Source organism: Xenorhabdus griffiniae (assembly GCF_037265215.1).
GTDB classification, from domain to species: Bacteria; Pseudomonadota; Gammaproteobacteria; order Enterobacterales; family Enterobacteriaceae; genus Xenorhabdus; species Xenorhabdus griffiniae.
The window spans coordinates 62,955-80,860 of sequence record NZ_CP147737.1 but is presented as its reverse complement, the minus strand read 5'-3'; the positions used below and the strand labels follow the sequence as shown (position 1 = coordinate 80,860).

The 17,906-nt window shown below is 39.7% G+C and carries 18 protein-coding genes; 11 read left to right on the top strand and 7 right to left on the bottom strand.

Annotated features, from left to right (window positions below):
• Positions 1-13 precede the first annotated feature (13 nt).
• The 4 genes from WDV75_RS00380 (at position 14) to WDV75_RS00365 (ending at position 3,487) form a co-directional block, all read left to right on the top strand.
• Complete coding sequence (locus WDV75_RS00380; protein WP_273559405.1) at positions 14-1,258, top strand: phenylacetate--CoA ligase family protein; 1,245 nt, start codon at positions 14-16, stop codon at positions 1,256-1,258.
• Between the two features lie 11 nt (positions 1,259-1,269).
• Positions 1,270-2,196, top strand: a complete 927-nt coding sequence (locus WDV75_RS00375) for a GNAT family N-acetyltransferase (RefSeq protein ID WP_273559407.1) — start codon at positions 1,270-1,272, stop codon at positions 2,194-2,196.
• Between the two features lie 432 nt (positions 2,197-2,628).
• On the top strand, positions 2,629-3,093 hold the full coding sequence (locus WDV75_RS00370) for a hypothetical protein (RefSeq protein WP_273559409.1): 465 nt from the start codon (positions 2,629-2,631) through the stop codon (positions 3,091-3,093).
• A complete protein-coding gene (locus WDV75_RS00365) occupies positions 3,086-3,487 on the top strand; it encodes a DUF1240 domain-containing protein (protein ID WP_273559411.1) in 402 nt (133 codons plus the stop codon). The genes WDV75_RS00370 and WDV75_RS00365 overlap by 8 nt, the downstream gene beginning before the upstream one ends.
• 34 nt (positions 3,488-3,521) lie before the next feature.
• On the opposite strand, the gene WDV75_RS00360 is transcribed toward WDV75_RS00365, so the two are convergent.
• The gene (locus WDV75_RS00360) at positions 3,522-4,001 is read right to left on the bottom strand and encodes an Hcp family type VI secretion system effector (RefSeq protein WP_189760865.1); all 480 of its coding nucleotides are present in this window, start codon (positions 3,999-4,001) and stop codon (positions 3,522-3,524) included.
• Between the two features lie 419 nt (positions 4,002-4,420).
• Here WDV75_RS00360 and WDV75_RS00355 point away from each other — a divergent pair, with 419 nt between their 5' ends.
• The 3 genes from WDV75_RS00355 to WDV75_RS22050 all read left to right on the top strand — a co-directional run bounded on the left by WDV75_RS00355 (position 4,421) and on the right by WDV75_RS22050 (position 5,737).
• Entirely contained in the window at positions 4,421-4,558 is a 138-nt protein-coding gene (locus tag WDV75_RS00355) for a hypothetical protein (protein ID WP_273572370.1), read from the top strand.
• A gap of 20 nt (positions 4,559-4,578) precedes the next feature.
• Entirely contained in the window at positions 4,579-5,307 is a 729-nt protein-coding gene (locus WDV75_RS00350; RefSeq protein WP_273572369.1) for a hypothetical protein, read from the top strand.
• Between the two features lie 280 nt (positions 5,308-5,587).
• The gene (locus WDV75_RS22050; protein WP_422399056.1) at positions 5,588-5,737 is read left to right on the top strand and encodes a DUF1240 domain-containing protein; all 150 of its coding nucleotides are present in this window, start codon (positions 5,588-5,590) and stop codon (positions 5,735-5,737) included.
• 45 nt (positions 5,738-5,782) lie between these two features.
• On the opposite strand, the gene WDV75_RS00345 is transcribed toward WDV75_RS22050, so the two are convergent.
• Entirely contained in the window at positions 5,783-6,262 is a 480-nt protein-coding gene (locus tag WDV75_RS00345; protein ID WP_338860501.1) for an Hcp family type VI secretion system effector, read from the bottom strand.
• A gap of 419 nt (positions 6,263-6,681) precedes the next feature.
• On the opposite strand from WDV75_RS00345, the gene WDV75_RS00340 reads away from it, so the two are divergent.
• The 3 genes from WDV75_RS00340 to WDV75_RS00330 all read left to right on the top strand — a co-directional run bounded on the left by WDV75_RS00340 (position 6,682) and on the right by WDV75_RS00330 (position 8,765).
• Complete coding sequence (locus tag WDV75_RS00340) at positions 6,682-7,563, top strand: hypothetical protein (protein ID WP_273571326.1); 882 nt, start codon at positions 6,682-6,684, stop codon at positions 7,561-7,563.
• Positions 7,556-7,954 (top strand): DUF1240 domain-containing protein, encoded by a 399-nt coding sequence (locus WDV75_RS00335; RefSeq protein WP_273571328.1) that lies wholly within the window; start codon positions 7,556-7,558, stop codon positions 7,952-7,954. The genes WDV75_RS00340 and WDV75_RS00335 overlap by 8 nt, the downstream gene beginning before the upstream one ends.
• 115 nt (positions 7,955-8,069) lie before the next feature.
• Positions 8,070-8,765 carry a pirin family protein gene (locus tag WDV75_RS00330; RefSeq protein ID WP_273571330.1) on the top strand — a complete coding sequence of 232 codons (696 nt, stop codon included), beginning with the start codon at positions 8,070-8,072 and terminating at the stop codon, positions 8,763-8,765.
• Between the two features lie 67 nt (positions 8,766-8,832).
• Here WDV75_RS00330 and pckA read toward each other — a convergent pair whose 3' ends face one another.
• From pckA to WDV75_RS00310, 4 genes are all read right to left on the bottom strand, one after another.
• Positions 8,833-10,452: a phosphoenolpyruvate carboxykinase (ATP) gene (gene pckA / locus WDV75_RS00325; RefSeq protein WP_273571332.1), complete on the bottom strand. Its 1,620-nt coding sequence runs from the start codon at positions 10,450-10,452 to the stop codon at positions 8,833-8,835.
• A 187-nt stretch (positions 10,453-10,639) separates the two neighbouring features.
• Complete coding sequence (gene hslO, locus WDV75_RS00320; protein ID WP_273571333.1) at positions 10,640-11,512, bottom strand: Hsp33 family molecular chaperone HslO; 873 nt, start codon at positions 11,510-11,512, stop codon at positions 10,640-10,642.
• 81 nt (positions 11,513-11,593) lie between these two features.
• Positions 11,594-12,013, bottom strand: coding sequence for a ribosome-associated heat shock protein Hsp15 (gene hslR, locus WDV75_RS00315; RefSeq protein ID WP_273571335.1), 420 nt, complete (start codon positions 12,011-12,013; stop codon positions 11,594-11,596).
• Complete coding sequence (locus WDV75_RS00310) at positions 11,994-14,048, bottom strand: IgaA/UmoB family intracellular growth attenuator (RefSeq protein ID WP_338861174.1); 2,055 nt, start codon at positions 14,046-14,048, stop codon at positions 11,994-11,996. The genes hslR and WDV75_RS00310 overlap by 20 nt, the downstream gene beginning before the upstream one ends.
• A 410-nt stretch (positions 14,049-14,458) precedes the next feature.
• Here WDV75_RS00310 and nudE point away from each other — a divergent pair, with 410 nt between their 5' ends.
• A complete protein-coding gene (gene nudE / locus WDV75_RS00305; RefSeq protein WP_273571339.1) occupies positions 14,459-15,010 on the top strand; it encodes an ADP compounds hydrolase NudE in 552 nt (183 codons plus the stop codon).
• Between the two features lie 329 nt (positions 15,011-15,339).
• Here nudE and mrcA read toward each other — a convergent pair whose 3' ends face one another.
• Positions 15,340-17,871, bottom strand: a complete 2,532-nt coding sequence (mrcA, locus tag WDV75_RS00300) for a peptidoglycan glycosyltransferase/peptidoglycan DD-transpeptidase MrcA (protein WP_273571341.1) — start codon at positions 17,869-17,871, stop codon at positions 15,340-15,342.
• Positions 17,872-17,906: the final 35 nt, after the last annotated feature.

Here is a 17,906-nt window from a genome sequence, read left to right as displayed (position 1 = left end):
GAGTAAAATTAAGATGATGACCAAAACGACATTGACTGATTTGCTCCATCATGCGCGCGAGCATTCTGCTTATTACCGAGAACGCTATCAGTCCATTCCCGATAATTGGGTTTTGGAAGATTTACCTCTCGTGGAGCCTAGCCATTATTGGGCACATTCAAACGACTTACCAACTTGGCCTGTGCTGACTGCACCGCTGGAAGGCGGTCATGTGTTTAAAACAGGTGGCTCAACCAGCGAAGGGCGTTTATCGGTTTTCAGCCAGCAAGAATGGAAAGCATTTATTCATTCCTTTGGCCAAGGCATTGCCCGCCAATTAAAAGCCGGAGATCGGGTGGCTAACCTGTTTTTTGCTGGCGATCTTTATACCAGCTTTATATTCATCCACGGCGCATTATCGAATGCACCCATCCCGATATTGGAATTTCCTTTCACCTGTAAGGTTGAAGATGAATTGCTGATTAACAATATTCGTCTTCACAACATTAATGTACTGGCAGGTGTTCCCGTGCAGTTAATCCGCCTGGCTCACTATTTGAAAGAGATGGGACAAACATTACCGATGGTGGAAACCATTCTCTATGGTGGAGAAAGTTTGTTTGATTCACAGGTCGCGATCATACGACAAGTTTTTCCTCACGCCCGTTTAGGTTCAATCGGTTGTGCCAGTGTCGATGCAGGTTTGATTGGTTTTGCTGATCCTGACTGCAAACAGGGCGAGCATCGCGTATTTTCTGACGAAACGATTATCGAAATCGTCGATGAAATCACTCACCAGCCCATTATTGAGTCAGGGAAACGTGGCTTATTAGTCGTCACTAACCTGCAACGACAACTTATGCCTGTGATCCGCTATCCTACTGGTGATATGGCTTGCTGGTGCGAGCCAGAACAGCCAGGCCGTAAATTTGCCCTGCAAGGACGTGCTAATCAAGGCTATCGTATACGATTTGGCACCCTATCGTTATTCCCTGACGACTTAGCGACACAGTTATCACAACAAACTGAGCTTTTAGCCTGGCAATTGGAACTAAGCCAGAAAGCGGGGCAAGATCAAATTCGGTTGTTGGTAGCAAGCCTGCAAACTGTAGATATCGACAGAATACGCCATCGGGTTATGGCCGCATTCCCGGGCTTAGAAGAGGCTTGCATCCACCAAAATATGCTGGAGATCGTGCAAACCAATGTTGATAGCATGTATACGCACCCACGATCAGGAAAGTTGCAGCGAGTTGTGGATCTACGTCGTTATAACTAAGGTTGAAATCGATGACTATCTTACCATCCACTATTCAAATCCGCAGCTATCAGCCAGGGGATGATAAAAAGATCAGCCAATTATTCCGTGAGGTTTACGGCGATTCGTATGTCTATCCTGACATTTATCTACCAAGGCTCATCAATGACTACCAGTCCACAGGGCAATGGTATTCTGCCTTGGCATTCCATCAAGGTTTACTTATTGGTCATGCTTCTCTGGTTAAAGATACGGTACAGAAAAATCAGGCAGAACTGGCTCTAATTGCGGTGTATCCTGCTTTTCAAGGTCACGGTGTGGCTAAGTCTCTGGGCAGTTATTTATGCCACTATGCGAAAGAGCAAGGCTATAATTTATTGACGATAAAACAGGTATGTTCACACCCTAAAAGCCAGTACATCGCCCAAAATTTGGGTTTCTATTCTACGGCACTGATGCTGGATTATGTTGATTCGCCATTTGGACTGCCAGAACCCGAAAGTATTATTCAAGGTATTTTACCGCTTAAATCATTGCCATTACCTAAACTAAACTGGCCCCAGCCCTGGCAAGGTTGGGTCGCCCAGGTCAGTCAATATGTTGGTGAATCATCCCTAAATGCACCATCAGTGTGCCAGCCCCCTATGATCTCTGAACCATTTAGCATTAAAAAATCTGGCCGACGTTTGGAAATTACACTATACGAGGTCCATGCTGACTTTTTATCTGAGGTCATCGATCTTCCCTCTGGCCAGTTAATCTATTTGAAACTGCCAGCATGTGAAGAAGCTCTGGGATTGTGCTCATTGCTAAAAAAAGGCGGATTTCGATTCGCCGGACTTTGCCCAGACACGCATGATGGGTGGTTTTTGTTGTGGCTACGGGGCTACCAAGTAACGCCCTATCAATTTCATGATATGGGTACACAACATCTCTATCAGATGGAATTGGGGGGTTAATTAACCACATGATTGACATGGCAAAAAGCGTATCTAAAGCAAGATCTCAACTTTGATTAAAAAAACGCTTTACAAATGATATTGATAACGATTATCATTCTTAGCACTTTCAGTGCACCACCTTCAGGGTCCATGTGAAAGTACGACATTGCTCACATTGCTTCCAGTGTTTACTTTTATAGGCCAACTTTATGTTGGCTTTTTTTTGCCCTGACTTTGCAAAAAATATCATAGCTCCTGAAGATATCCTTAAATAGCGTTATAACTAGCCCAAACGCCACTTTTTACTCCGATAGGAAAACTTGACCTGTCTCCCAATAATTCAGAAAAATTAAAAAAAATAGATAGACCCGATAAAATATTAATTAACAATAGATATAAGTGGAGTTATAAAAATGAAATATGATCCACGCTTAAGAACATGGGTTGAAGATGATTTTGATTATACTAATAACTACAAAAAAAATAATGGATGTAGGAATAGGTACTGCAGCTATAGAAGGTAATATTGCCAAAGGAGCAAGGTTCGGTGTTATATATGCCGCTGGATATCGGGCTGTTGAATTGCTGCTTAAAGATGAATATGCTTTAGTTGATTTTACAGTTAATCTCTCAATGGATATAGCAAAAGTAGTTGTAGCTACGGCATTAGCCAGGATTACTGTTGGTGCAATAGTAACTTCGCCAGTTTTTGCTATTGGGGCTAGTGCTGTCGTTGTGGCGATAGGTGTTTTTGGTGTTGGAATTATTATTTCTGCAATTTTATATGCAATAGATGACCATTTTAAAATTAGTGAAAGCATAATTAAAAGATTTAAAGAGCATAAATTAAAATCACCTACATCTTATCACCCTGACCAATTTTTTAATTTATGGGGTAGATACTCTCGTGGATAATAGTAGTAGATTAAAAATATTTATAGCTGCTGCGACATTCATGTGTGTTTCCGTTACTGCTGTATTAATATCAACACATGATTACATTTCATTTATAACTAGAAGTGAGGTTATTACTTTTTCAACAAAAAATGGTTGTCTTATTTGGTTTAGCCCATTATGTATGTATTTTTCTTTATTATTATTCAAGTATATTTTGACTAAAAAGCAGGTAGTATTCAATAATAAAACAGGCGGAATATTTGGGTTTATGGCTGTAATAGGATTTGTTTTTAGCTTATTTTTATCTTTTTATGTTGATTTTAAATTAAAAAGTGAAAATTATATTACATGTGCTAAATCATCATGGATAGCACCTAATAAATATGTAAAAGATGTATCTTTATGTAAGTAGTAAACAAGCATAGCAAAATGCTATGCTTGTTTTATTAATAGGTTCTGTCCTCCCATATACTATAAGCTGATGTGCCGGCTGTTATATGATTCCATGATATAGATTTATAATTTAGTAAAACTCTTTCATGTGGCATAGCATCGAAATTATTTACAGAATGTGGGTATACACAGGAAATGTCAGTGATAGTAGCTTCAGTTATTTTTACTTCATAGAATAATTCTAATTGACCAGCTTGGCTCGTTCTGTAAAAAACAAAAGTACCATTTAGAGATTCGTTTGAATCTATCGCCATTGCTAATAATGGTGATGATTTATCCACTGGTTTAATGAATTGTATTGGCTGATGGCTGACATTCTGTTGTCGCGTTATTGTATGGTTTAAACTCAATACCTGTATTTGATCTTCGTGTCCATTTTGATACCTGTTTCCTATTGAGTCTGGGGTTGAACACCCCGCAGAAATTAAGCCTTGTTTTTTACCATTTAAAGATAAATAAATCATGTATGACATACAAATACCATCCTAGTTTTTATCATTCAATCTGAGAGCTTAAGTTTAAAACTTAACATATAAATAAGAATAAAAACAGACATATAAATATAAAAAAACATCCTTTTAATAGATTTATTATTAATAATTTTTATTAAGTATATATAAAAATTGCGATTTAACTTACGGTTTTTATTTGAAAATAGACGGTGCAATGCTGCCTACAAGCGATTGCCACGGATTTAAGGCGTGAACAGAAATTACAACATAATAGCCTGTACTTACCATCTTGTTGAACAACTCAAAACACAATGTAATGTTCCAATAGGAAAACTTGACCTAGTTCACAATAATTCAGGAAATATAAAGAAAAAATAGCGAAGTCCGATAACATATGAGACAAAATTCAAATGAAATATATAATATAATGGAATTGTAAAATGAAATATGATCCTCATTTAAAAGACTATGTTCCAGATGATTTTGATTTAAAACAACATACTAATTTTCGAAAGCAGATGGACGATTTTAATCGACGAGAAATGGAAAAAAATTTGATGGAATTGAAAGAAAATTAGGCGAAAATGTCGAGTTTTATATGATTTTGACAGTAGAAGAAGCGATTAATGCTGTGAAGAATCTATGTAATCCTAAGCCAAATGCATCATGGAAAGATGCTGTTTTTGCATGTGCGGATGTAGCAACATCTTTTTCAGGTAGTTTTCTTGATGCTTATGCGTTAGCTAAAATAGCTAATGAACTTAGTGGTCATTTTGGTGTTAAAGCAACTCAATATATTGATAAATATGGGAATAAATGCATAAAATTAACAGAACGACCAGGGGTTAGGAAATTTTTAACTGCTGCAAAATATAGCGTGAATAATTTAAAAATGATAGATATGGGAATAGGTTCTAAAGGACTGGTAAATGGTATTGTTGACGGAGCAAGGCGCTGTATTATTGTTGCCGGAGCTTATCGACTTTTAGAATTATGGTTGAGAGATGAATATGATATCCATAATTTCTTAGGTAATATTACTATGGATATGGCTAAAGCCATTGTTTCTATATCAGCTACTTTAATAGCAGGAAAAATAATATCCACAGCTTATGTATTGACAGGGGTTAGTTTAATAGGTGTTGCTATAGGTTTGTTTGTTTTTGGTTTAGTTGTAGCTGGTGTATTATATTATCTTGATGATAAATATCAAGTAAGTACGAAACTCATAGAAGCATTAAGAAATGAAGAAGCAAAAAAAAGGTTTCGTGAGCAATTAGCAAACCCCAAATATAATATGCCAAGACCTCCAATTTTTTATAGGTAAAATATGATTAATAAAAAAATAAAATTCAAATAACTCTACCAGATAGAATTTTTTGTGTAGTTATGTCAATTTTTTTCTTATTTATTACAACACTATTTTTATATTTTTCTTGGAAGGACTTCATGTCATTCATTAACATGAATGACATAGTATATTTTTCTTGGAGGGTGTTTTTTGCATGTTTTGGCTTGCCCATAGTTTACTATATGTTTGGTTTTGCAATAAAGAATTGTTTAGTAAATAAACCATCACCATTTTATGGTTTTTTTTGAATTTGTGCGTGTTAGTTTTTATATTATCTATCGTGGCCAGTTTTCCTGTATCTATATATGCTGATCATAAATTAAAAAAAGCTGGTTATGTTAAATGTAGAATAACTTCTTTAATTGCACCTAATAAATATGTCAAGAATATGAAATTTTGTAATTAAAAATATCAAACTAAGCATATGGTTACATATGCTTAGTTTGTTTTTTTACAATACTCTGTCTTCCCATATACTATAGGCAGATGTACCTGCTGTTATATGATTCCATGATATAGATTTATAGTTTAGTGTGACTTTTTCATATGGCATAGCATCGAAATTATTTACAGAATGTGGGTATACACAGGAAATGTCAGTGATAGTAGCTTCAGTTATTTTTACTTCATAGAATAATTCTAATTGACCAGCTTGGCTCGTTCTGTAAAAAACAAAAGTACCATTTAGAGATTCGTTTGAATCTATCGCCATTGCTAATAATGGTGATGATTTATCCACTGGTTTAATGAATTGTATTGGCTGATGGCTGACATTCTGTTGTCGCGTTATTGTATGGTTTAAACTCAATACCTGTATTTGATCTTCGTGTCCATTTTGATACCTGTTTCCTATTGAGTCTGGGGTTGAACACCCCGCAGAAATTAAGCCTTGTTTTTTACCATTTAAAGATAAATAAATCATGTATGACATACAAATACCATCCTAGTTTTTATCATTCAATCTGAGAGCTTAAGTTTAAAACTTAACATATAAATAAGAATAAAAACAGACATATAAATATAAAAAAACATCCTTTTAATAGATTTATTATTAATAATTTTTATTAAGTATATATAAAAATTGCGATTTAACTTACGGTTTTTATTTGAAAATAGACGGTGCAATGCTGCCTACAAGCGATTGCCACGGATTTAAGGCGTGAACAGAAATTACAACATAATAGCCTGTACTTACCATCTTGTTGAACAACTCAAAACACAATGTAATGTTCCAATAGGAAAGCTTGACCTAGTTCACAATAATTCAGGAAATATAAAGAAAAAATAGCGAAGTCCGATAACATATGAGACAAAATTCAAATGAAATATATAATATAATGGAATTGTAAAATGAAATATGAACCACGCTTAAGAACATTTGTTGAAGATGATTATAAATATGAAGATCATCTTAACTTTAAAAAACAAATAGAAGATCAAAAATATAACCGTATGCTATTGGAATTGGAACATCAGTTTAAACTAAACCAAGAGATTATCGCTTTCTTGACAAAAGATGAAGCTATGAATTATATAAAGATACTAGATCATAATTTTTATAACTCATGGAAGAATAATATTAAAACTATCTATTCATATACTGATCCAGTTTCATCATTTGCTGGTAATATCTATGATTCTATTGGGGTTGCAAGAATAGCAAATGACTTAAAAAGTTTCGGCGTGGACGCAACAGAGTATTTGGGTAAGGATGGAAGAAGATATATAAAATTATCAGGTTACCCTGGTGTACGAAACTATTTAAACGCCACAAGATACCTTGCTAATAATCCACATATAGTGTCTTTTGGGGTCGGTACACTAGGTATTGATGCTGGAATTGCGCAAGGTGCTAGATTCGGTATAGTATTCTCAGCCGCATATAGAATAGTTGAGTTAATATTAAAAGATGAATATGGACTGGTTGATTTGTTTGTTAATCTAACAATGGATGGTGCAAAATTAGCTGTATCAATAGGTGTTGTTTCAGCGGCTAATACGTTCATAGTTGCTCCACTTTTAACCATAGGATGGAGTCTTCTGTCTGTATCTCTTGGCGTTTTTGCTCTTGGGGTTGGAGTTTCGTTTACTTTATATTGGTTAGATGATCACTTTAAAATTAGCGAAAGCATAATTAAAAATTTAAAAAACGGTAAAAGAAACAATATTCCTGTAGGAACACCTACGGCAGATCAATTTTTTAATATGTGGGGTAGATATAGCCGTGGCTAATACAAATAAAATAAAAATATATCTAGGTGTTTTTCTGCTTTTTTTTATGGCGTTGTTATTTGTTTTTTTCTCATTGAGTGATTATGTTGGTTTTTTTAGACGTGATACCGTTATTACATTCTCATGGAAGAGTGCGGGTTTTATTTGGTTTAGTCCATTGCTTATTAATCTTGCTTATGCATTATTGATGATCGCGTTAAATAGGACAAAAAACCTTAATAAAAAAATAGGAAGTTATATTTCTTATATATCAATAACAGGGTTTATTCTTACTTTATTTGTGTCTTTTTATGTTGATGATCAATTAAAAAATGATGGGTATTTAACATGTGATAAATCATCATGGATGGCCCCTAATAAATATGTAAAAGATATATCCCTATGTAAATAGTCAATATGCTATGCTTATTTTTATTCAAATATTTTGAAATTTAAGATTAAATTTCCCGTCTTTCATATTTCATGCCTTCAACTAGACTACCAAAAAAACTTTGAAGGGTTTTGCAATGATCTACTTACGCCAAGCTTTAGAACGGGGCCATGCCAATCATGGCTGGCTGGACAGTTGGCATACTTTTTCCTTCGCCAACTATTATGATGCGAATTTCATGGGATTTTCTGCTCTCAGGGTCATTAACGAAGATGTGATTGACGCTGGTCAGGGATTCGGTATGCATCCTCACAAAGATATGGAAATATTGACCTATGTGCTGTCTGGAACGGTGGAGCATCAAGACAGTATGGGGAACAAAGGAAGCGTGTCTGCGGGAGAATTCCAGATTATGAGTGCAGGAACAGGCATCCGTCACTCAGAATATAACCCACAGCATGATAGCCAACTGCATCTTTACCAGATCTGGATCATGCCAGAAAAAACAGGACTCACTCCCCGTTATGAGCAACACCGTTTTGATACAATCGAAGACCGTCAATTAATTCTCTCTCCTGATGCCCGTTCGGGGTCCCTAAAAGTTTTTCAGGATGTGACATTATGGCGTTGGACATTAAAAAACGGCGAAGATGGTGAATATGACATGGAAAAAACACGAAACATCTGGATCCAGGTCGTTCGCGGTGAAGTGATAATCAATGGAGTGCGGGCTACCACCAGCGATGGTGTCGCTATTTGGGATGAATCCCACCTTCAGCTAACTGCAAATCAAGAAAGTGAGATATTGCTGTTTGACTTGCCCCCCAACTGATGTTCAGTCTCGAAAAAGAACTCTACTCAACCGAATAGAGTTCTTTCATCGAAAACTTAAAATTACATTACAGTTTAGGGCCTGCTTTCACCAATGCAGCACCCGCAGCGGTATCAGTATACTTATCAAAATTATCGATAAAGCGCTGGGCCAAATCTTTTGCCTTCACATCCCATTCGGATTTATCGCCATAGGTATTGCGTGGGTCCAAAATGTGAGTATCTACACCTGGCAAGGTCGTTGGTACGGCCAAATCAAAAATCGGCAGTTGAATGGTATCCGCATCTTCAATGTCACCACTGAGAATCGCATCAATAATCGCACGGGTATCTTTGATGGAAATACGCTTACCCGTGCCATTCCAGCCAGTATTAACCAGATAGGCTTTCGCGCCCGATGACTGCATACGTTTAACCAGAACTTCCGCATATTGCGTCGGATGCAGTGACAGGAATGCCGCGCCAAAGCAAGCAGAGAAAGTAGGTGTAGGCTCTGTCACACCGCGCTCAGTGCCCGCCAATTTTGCCGTGAAGCCAGACAGGAAATGATATTGGGTTTGTTCTGGAGTCAAGCGGGAAACCGGAGGCAGTACACCGAAAGCATCTGCGATCAGGAAAATAACCTTAGTTGCGTGCCCTGCTTTTGAGATCGGTTTAACGATATTTTCAATATGGTAAATCGGGTAAGAAACACGGGTATTTTCTGTTTTGGAACCATCGTTGAAATCAACCGTACCATCCGCCAGTACAGTGACGTTTTCCAACAGGGCATCACGACGAATGGCGTGATAGATATCCGGCTCAGCCTCTTTGGACAAATTGATAGTTTTTGCGTAGCAACCACCTTCAAAATTAAACACGCCGTCATCGTCCCAGCCATGTTCATCATCACCGATTAACTGACGTTTCGGATCAGTGGAAAGCGTGGTTTTCCCTGTCCCAGAAAGACCAAAGAAAATAGCAACATCCCCCGCTTCACCCACGTTGGCAGAACAGTGCATAGAAGCAATACCTTTTAGTGGTAACAGGTAGTTCATCATTGAGAACATCCCTTTTTTCATTTCACCACCGTACCAGGTACCACCAATTAACTGCATACGCTCTGTCAGGTTAAAAGCAACAAAGTTTTCAGAATTCAGCCCCTGTTCTTTCCATTGTGGGTTGGTGCATTTAGCGCCGTTCATCACAATAAAATCAGGTGTGAAGCCAACTAATTCTTGGTCTGATGGGCGGATAAACATATTTTTCACAAAATGCGCCTGCCACGCCACTTCAGTGATAAAACGCACTTTCAGACGCGTATCCGCATTGGCTCCGCAAAAAGCATCAACCACAAACAAACGTTTGCCTGACAGCTGCTGAGTAACCAAACCTTTTAGATGAGACCAGGTTTCCTGATTGAGCGGTTTATTATCGTTCTTTCCTTTGCCCTGATCAGCCCACCATACGGTGTCGCGGGTCACTTCATCACGGACAATATATTTATCTTTCGGTGAACGCCCCGTGAAAATACCTGTATCTACCGCGACAGCACCGAGGTTAGTCAATGTGCCACGCTCATACCCTTGTAGCGTGGGTTGAGTTTCTTCAGAGAATAACAGTTCATAACTTGGGTTATAGACAATTTCACTAACACCATGAATACCATAAACCGCAAGTTCCTGCTCAGTAATGCCTGTAACGCTCATTTGTTGCTCCTGGTCGGTTATACTTTATCTCTGTGGGGGATAATAAATAATTATGACTAATTAACAGCGATTGTTATCAAAAAATTGAAATCACATTATTTTTTTTAAGTTTATATGAGACACAGGACACGGAATGACAAAGTCATTCGTAATAAAAAGGGCGTATATAACGCCCTATGAAACTTAATTAGTGCAACCGCTCTGTTTTTGCAGCTTTTATTGCGTTGATATCTTTCTCGTCGAAAACATAATGCATACCACAGAATTCACATTGCATGTCAATTTTGCCATCGTTGTGCAACATTTCCTGTAGATCGGCTTCCGATAATGTCACCAGGGTATCAGCGCAACGTTGCTGGGAACAGGTGCAACGAAATGCAACTTGCTGAGGTTCATATAGCGTGACATCTTCTTCATGATAAAGGCGATGCAAAATCTCTTTCGCATCCAGCGTAAACAACTCTTCACCCTTAATGGTTGCAGTTAGTTGCACCAAATGGTCAAGCATCTCTTCGCTGCCTTCCTGTGCCCCAGGCAAGATCTGCAATAACATGCCACCTGCGGCTATTTTTCCATCCTGCATCCCAGTACGGATAAACAGGCGAGTTGGTAACTGCTCTGACTGTTTGAAATACGCATCCAGACATTCTGCCAGCGTATTGCCTTCCAGCGCCACAACCCCCTGATAACGTTCCCCTTCTGTTGGAGTCACCGTGATCACCATATAACCATTGCCGATCATATCGTGCAGGCTACTTGCGGCATTCACTTCACCATCGATGCGCGCCGTACCACGCATTTGTTGCAGGTTGTTACCATTAATCACCGCCAGTTTGACCGGCCCATCCCCCTGAATCTGTACCGTGATATCCCCATTGAATTTCAAGGTAGCGGTTAACAGGCTGGTTGCGACCAACAATTCACCCAATAGCTGCTGTACCGGTTGGGGAAAATGATGATTCTCCAGCATCCGTTGGTAAGTTTCACTAACGGAAACAAGTTCCCCCCTGACAGAATGGCTTGCAAATAAAAAGCGGTGTAATTGGTCATGCTTGGTCATAAATCTCTCTCATTTCACTGAGGCGGTTGTCCCCTTCGTCTTTTAAATTGCCCGTTTTTATTGGATGCAACTTAAAATCGATTAAGTATTTTCCGACTCATTTAATTTTGCGTTTTTGAATTTTATTAGTGTACGCCGTTCTTTTTTATCTGGACGACGAGCAGGATGCGGCATCGTGAGTGCATTCATTTTACGAGCTAATGCCATTTTTTCCCGATTGATAATGCTCTCCGCCGTTTCCTGATAAAGTTGCTGGGCTTCGGTAGCACTCCGTCTGTGACTGCACAATGCCAAGACGATCACCGTTTTTTCATCATTTCCCTGACGCAGTTTAATCTCTGCATTCAATTCAACCAGCTTACTCGGCTTACTCCGTTGCCCATTATAATGGACTTTTCCCCCTTCAATCATTTCACGTGCGAGGGAACGGGTTTTATAAAAACGGGCAGCCCACAGCCATTTATCAAGGCGAACAGCCTGATCAGTGTCTGAATTCTGCATGGATATTTCTCCCATTAAAACAGTTATCGTAGTATTGGGTAATATGTTGGAGACGCCATCGGTTCTTGTGCTTTTTCTTGATAATCAATATGACGTTGACGATCAACGTTACCAGCAAGATCACCAGCAGCAGGCAACTTCCCAGGTAACGAATAATCGATGTGGAATCCGGTTCACGATGCAACATGATATGGCGCGTCCCATTGGGATCTTCTGACAATTTTGTCACAATCCCCTCTGTTTCAAATGGTGTCTTCATCAACAGTTCTAACAACCCCTGTAATTCCCGCCACCGATCTAAAGCTGAGTGTTCGTATATATAGTGTGTCCGCATCGGGTATTCCACTAAAGTTTTCCCCTCATCACTCAGCAATAAAACGCCTCCCGGAGATGGGCTGTTTATAAGAATGACCATTCTATCAATCTCGCGATAGATAAATGATGCTGTAGTCGAATCAACCAGTTTTTCCAACGCATTAGCACTGACAGAACGCAATAGCACCTTGGTGCCGTCCAGCTTGCCGCTTTCTGCGGCTTTTAACAAGTTGGCCCAACTTTTGGCATTTCCCAAATTGACCAATGCATTTTTCAAACGGTCACACTCAGCATCGTTTTGGCACAACTTTTGTGTTTTCAAAATGATTTGTGAAAAATTGTCGAGCAAAATCATACCCGATTTGGCAATGGCTGCATTCAGGCCAGGATTACTTTTACGTTCAACTGGATGTAATTGCTCACCAACCGCTGTAATCAGTGCTGAAGCACTTTCGACAACTTCAGATTCCAGCATAGGTAATGGAATTTCACTATTCCAATAGATACCCATACAATCAAATGGTGCGAATATTGTTATATTGGCTTTGGGCATGATATTAGGGGGAACATAACACATCCCAACACCTTTGACCTTTAATACATCCCCTTCCTTCAACGGCATATTTTGTAGCTCATGAAAGCTGGTAATAACCTTGGTATTACTGCCATATAACCAGGCAAAACTCAGCCGCATGGATAAGTTCACCGGCTGGTAAAAGTAAAGCAACAGCATGACGAATACAGAGAAAACCACCAACATCACATTCTTGCTACTACGCTGATAAGGATAGTGCTTCTCTTCTTCATGCAAAGAGAGATAGCGCCCTTGCCGCACAACATGGCAGTTGGTGTAAATGTCAATATCGGTATTCTGATCAAGATCATGGGAAATATAAGGCTCCCAATGTAAGGGATAAATCAGATCAATGCCGCCCAGAGAGATATTTTTTCTTTGCTCCGGCTCAAATTCGCTAAATATTCCCCATCGTTTCGGAATGCCATTGAAACAATGGACGCTAGCTAATTTTCGACCAGATGGCAATCGAAAATGTGACCAAAAACTGCCTAGAATCAACAAAAATGCCACCAGCATTAACCACGGCAGCATCGGAATGGGCACAAAAAGAGCCAAAAACCACAATGATAAACCAACACACATCAGGATAATTCCCTGAACGCCCGTTGATTTTCGTAAACGATATTCTTCTAATGTTTCCTTGCGGATATGCAGTAATTTAGCACTTGAATTGCCATTTTTTTGAATGGAGGCATGTTCGGTTTTTGCCGTTACTCTCGTCATGAACAGATCTTGCTGATAATCTTGCAAAAAGTGACCATTAACCGCGATAACAAGCGGGATTGATGAGGTTCGAACAATCTCTATTGTGTTTTGCTGCTTAATAAATGGCTCAAACAACACAGGTAAATGTATTTCTGTTTCACCAAGATAATAACGCCAATGGTGCTCCCCATCCGTTGCAGTAGAGAAACGGCTAATCGGATGCGTGATGGTATAAACATTATCATGTTTAGCAGGTAGTGCCGGATAATCCGCCCTGTGTCTGCTATTCGGTTTCATCAGAAGACGGATATTTCGCAAGTAAGATTCTATGGCCTGGTATTCATCAGTATCCAGTTTACGGCTGACAGTTTTAGTCATTGACTGTAGATAACACGCGTTACCAAGCCGCCTCCATCTGAAAATCAGAAAGGAAGCCATTATAATCAGGCTAATGATAAAAATAGCCAATATAATGACCAATGAGCTCATTTTTTCCCCATGCTCATAACAGCAGTACAGAGATCAGCAGAATAACAATCTCATGAAACACCCAAAATCAGGCTATTCCTATTCTTGTCTTCTATTTTTAATTTTATTTACAAAAGGTTATATAATTTTTCTCATACCTTTCCATAAACTAACGTCTTTTTGCAAGAGTCAGTAAGATAGCAACAAAAATACATTCAAGCGATAATCGCTATCATTTACTAACATAATCCGCCATATTAAAGCAAAGTTTGAATGCGTAACCATTTCATCATAACACTTAAAAAATACAGTAATATTTAAGTGATTTAGCGCATTATTATTTGCAATTATCCGGTATATGACAACCATCAGGGGCAAGCATGATTGATCTGAAAAAACCTAAGATTCTGAATATAAATGACGTTGCCCGCTCGCGCTTATTCAATATTCAATCTGTTGATCTTGAATTTAGCAATGGTGTGAAACGCGTTTATGAACGAATGAAACCGACAAATCGTGAAGCAGTTCTAATTATTCCGATTATCGGCGATGAATTAATTCTGATTCACGAATATGCCGTTGGCATTGAACAATATGAATTAGGTTTTCCAAAAGGTGCTATTGATGCTGGCGAGAGTATTTTTGCAGCCGCCAATCGTGAATTGAAGGAAGAAATTGGTTTCGGTGCAGGAAAACTGGAGCTGTTGACGAAATTGACGATGGCACCGTCCTACTTTTCCAGCCAGATGAATATCATGATTGCGCATGATCTTTATCCAGAATGTTTGGAAGGAGATGAACCCGAACCACTAGTGCAGAAACGCTGGCCAATCTCTGACATGATGTCACTATTGGAGCACCCCGATTTCAATGAAGCCAGAAATGTCAGCGCCCTATTTTTTGCTCAACGCTACCTGCAAACAAAAAAATAATAGGAAACATTAATTAATGCATTCTTTAAAAATGAGTATGCAATTGCTATCCCAATACCCATTTTATACTCGTTTTAAGTGAAATACAGAGATAAAGAATAAACACCTAAACAGAGTAAGGTTTAATTTGGTACATGTAATAATTTTAATGATATTTATGAAAAATAACTCAGCTTATTAAAAATAATAAATAAACAAATTAACTACACCTGCAAAATTAATTCGCATCATAATCATATCTTCCCCAGTAAATAACAAAAGGCCTTGCCAGTTCCCTAGCAAGGCCTTTTTATCTTTCAGTTCCGTTATTTTGGTTACAGGCCGATCAATCAGAATAATTCACGGCTTTCACCATTTTCAGTGACCGTCGTACCCACATCAGGTACGGCATATTCCGTCGGCTGAGTGCCATCAATGAAATATTCTTTACGGGTATTGCTGCCACCGTTAGCTAGCTTGCCTGTTGCCCGATCTATCGTGACAGAAACAATACCAGCAGGGGGTTCCATGACTTTCTCAGGAACACCTGCCAATGCTGCTTTCATAAAATCATCCCAGATTGGCTGAGCCGTTTTCGCACCACCTTCACCTTTTAATGCCGGAGTGCGCCCCAAACTTCGGCTATGTTCGTCAAAACCAATCCAGGCTGTTGCTACCCTATCTGGGCCATAACCAGAGAACCACGCATCTTTTGAGCTGTTGGTCGTCCCGGTTTTGCCACCAATATCACGGCGCTTCAAATCACGGGCAGCACGCCAGCCCGTACCCATCCAACCTGGCTCACCAAAGATATTGGTCTTCAAGGCATCATGAATAAGGAACGCCAGCGGTGTACTGATAACGTGGGGGGCATACTGTTGATCATCTACGTTAATGTTTCCCGATACGCTTTCTAACTCCGGTTGTGGCGGTAAAGCTGGATTTTGCGGAACATCAGAATGCGCCACGTTCTCAATGGAATCTTCAGATAATTCGATGGAACGTGCTGTTTCACCATAAATCACCGGAATGTTTTCGCACTGTGGACAAGCAAGTTTAGGTTTCGCTTCAAACAACACTTTTCCTTCATCATTCTCAATTTTGCTGATGAAGTAAGGATCAACCAGATAACCACCGTTTGCCATCACAGCATAACCGCGTACTAACTGTAGCGGCGTAAATGAAGGGGAACCCAGAGCCAAAGATTCTGTGCGTACAACGTTTTCACTCGGTAAACCAAAACGCTTTAAGTAATCAGCAGCATAATCAACCCCCATCGCACGCATAGCTCGAACCATTACTACGTTTTTGGATTGCCCTAACCCCTGACGCAAACGAATTGGCCCATCGTAAGACTGCGGGGAGTTTTTCGGACGCCAATCCGTCCCTGCTCCGGCATCCCAACGGCTGATTGGTGCATCATTCAGCAATGAAGCCAGCGTCAGCCCTTTATCCATTGCGGCGGTATACAGGAATGGCTTGATATTGGAACCAACCTGACGCAACGATTGTGTCACACGGTTAAATTTACTCAATTCAAAATCAAATCCACCGACCAACGCTTCTATCGCACCATTCATCGGATTGATGGAAACCAGCGCCGCATTAACGTCGGGAAGTTGAGCCAACCACCAGGTATCATTGACTTTTCTGATCCAAATTTGTTCGCCAGCCCGAATAACTTCATTGACACTATGTGGTACAGCGCCTTGTAAGCTGTCGGTTTTAAATGGACGCGCCCAGCGCACGCCTGCCATTGTTAACTCAACTTTGTTGCCATCCACCAGCATCACTTGTGCCTGGTTAGGGCTGGAGTTTGTCACAATGGCCGGCACCAGAGGACCATATTTAGGCAAGGTTTTCAGCTTATCGATAATCTGCGTTTGGCTCCATGCTGGCTGATTGGCTTTCCACAACACTTCCTGGGGGCCGCGGTAACCGTGACGGACATCATAGTCAATCACATTGGAACGAACCGCGTTCACAGCCGCTAACTGGGTTTTGCGTGTGATAGTGGTATAGACCTTATAACCATCTGTATAAGCATTTTCACCATAACGATTGATCATTTCCTGACGGGCCATTTCTGTCAGATAAGGCGCAGAAAAAACGATTTGTGGCGCGTGATAACGGGCAACCAATTTTTCTTCTCTGGCTTCATCGTACTGGCGCCGAGAGATATATCCCTCTTCCAGCATCCTGCTCAATACTACATTGCGGCGGCTGATCGCGCGATCATAAGAATAAAGTGGGTTAAACGTTGAAGGCGCCTTCGGCAAGCCAGCAATCATCGCCATTTCACCCAATGTCAACTCGTTGACGTTCTTGCCAAAATAGACATGAGCCGCAGCACCAACACCATAAGCACGATAGCCGAGATAGATCTTGTTGAGATACAACTCCAGGATTTCATCCTTAGTTAATAATTGTTCGATCTTAATCGCCAGAAATGCCTCTTTTGCTTTACGTATCAATGTTTTTTCTCGGCTAAGAAAAAAGTTTCGCGCAAGCTGCTGAGTGATGGTACTCGCTCCTTGCGAAGCATGACCGGAAGTCATTACCACAGAAACAGCACGGATAATCCCGATGGGATCAACACCGTGGTGTTCATAAAAACGGCTATCTTCCGTAGCAATAAAGGCTTTCTCCATTAGGGGAGGGATTTCTGACAAGGTAAGGGGTAAACGGCGTTTTTCACCATATTGGGCTATTAATTCGCCATCAGCACTGAACACCTGCATCGGTGTTTGTAATCGGACATCCTTTAGCGTCGCAACATCGGGAAGCTGTGGCTCGATGTATTTGTACAAACCAAAAATCGAGGCAACTCCCAATAAAATGCAAACGACAATAAGGATCAAAAAATACTTTATGAACTTCACCTGAAATTTCTCACGCCATGTTAATCGGGCAGTTT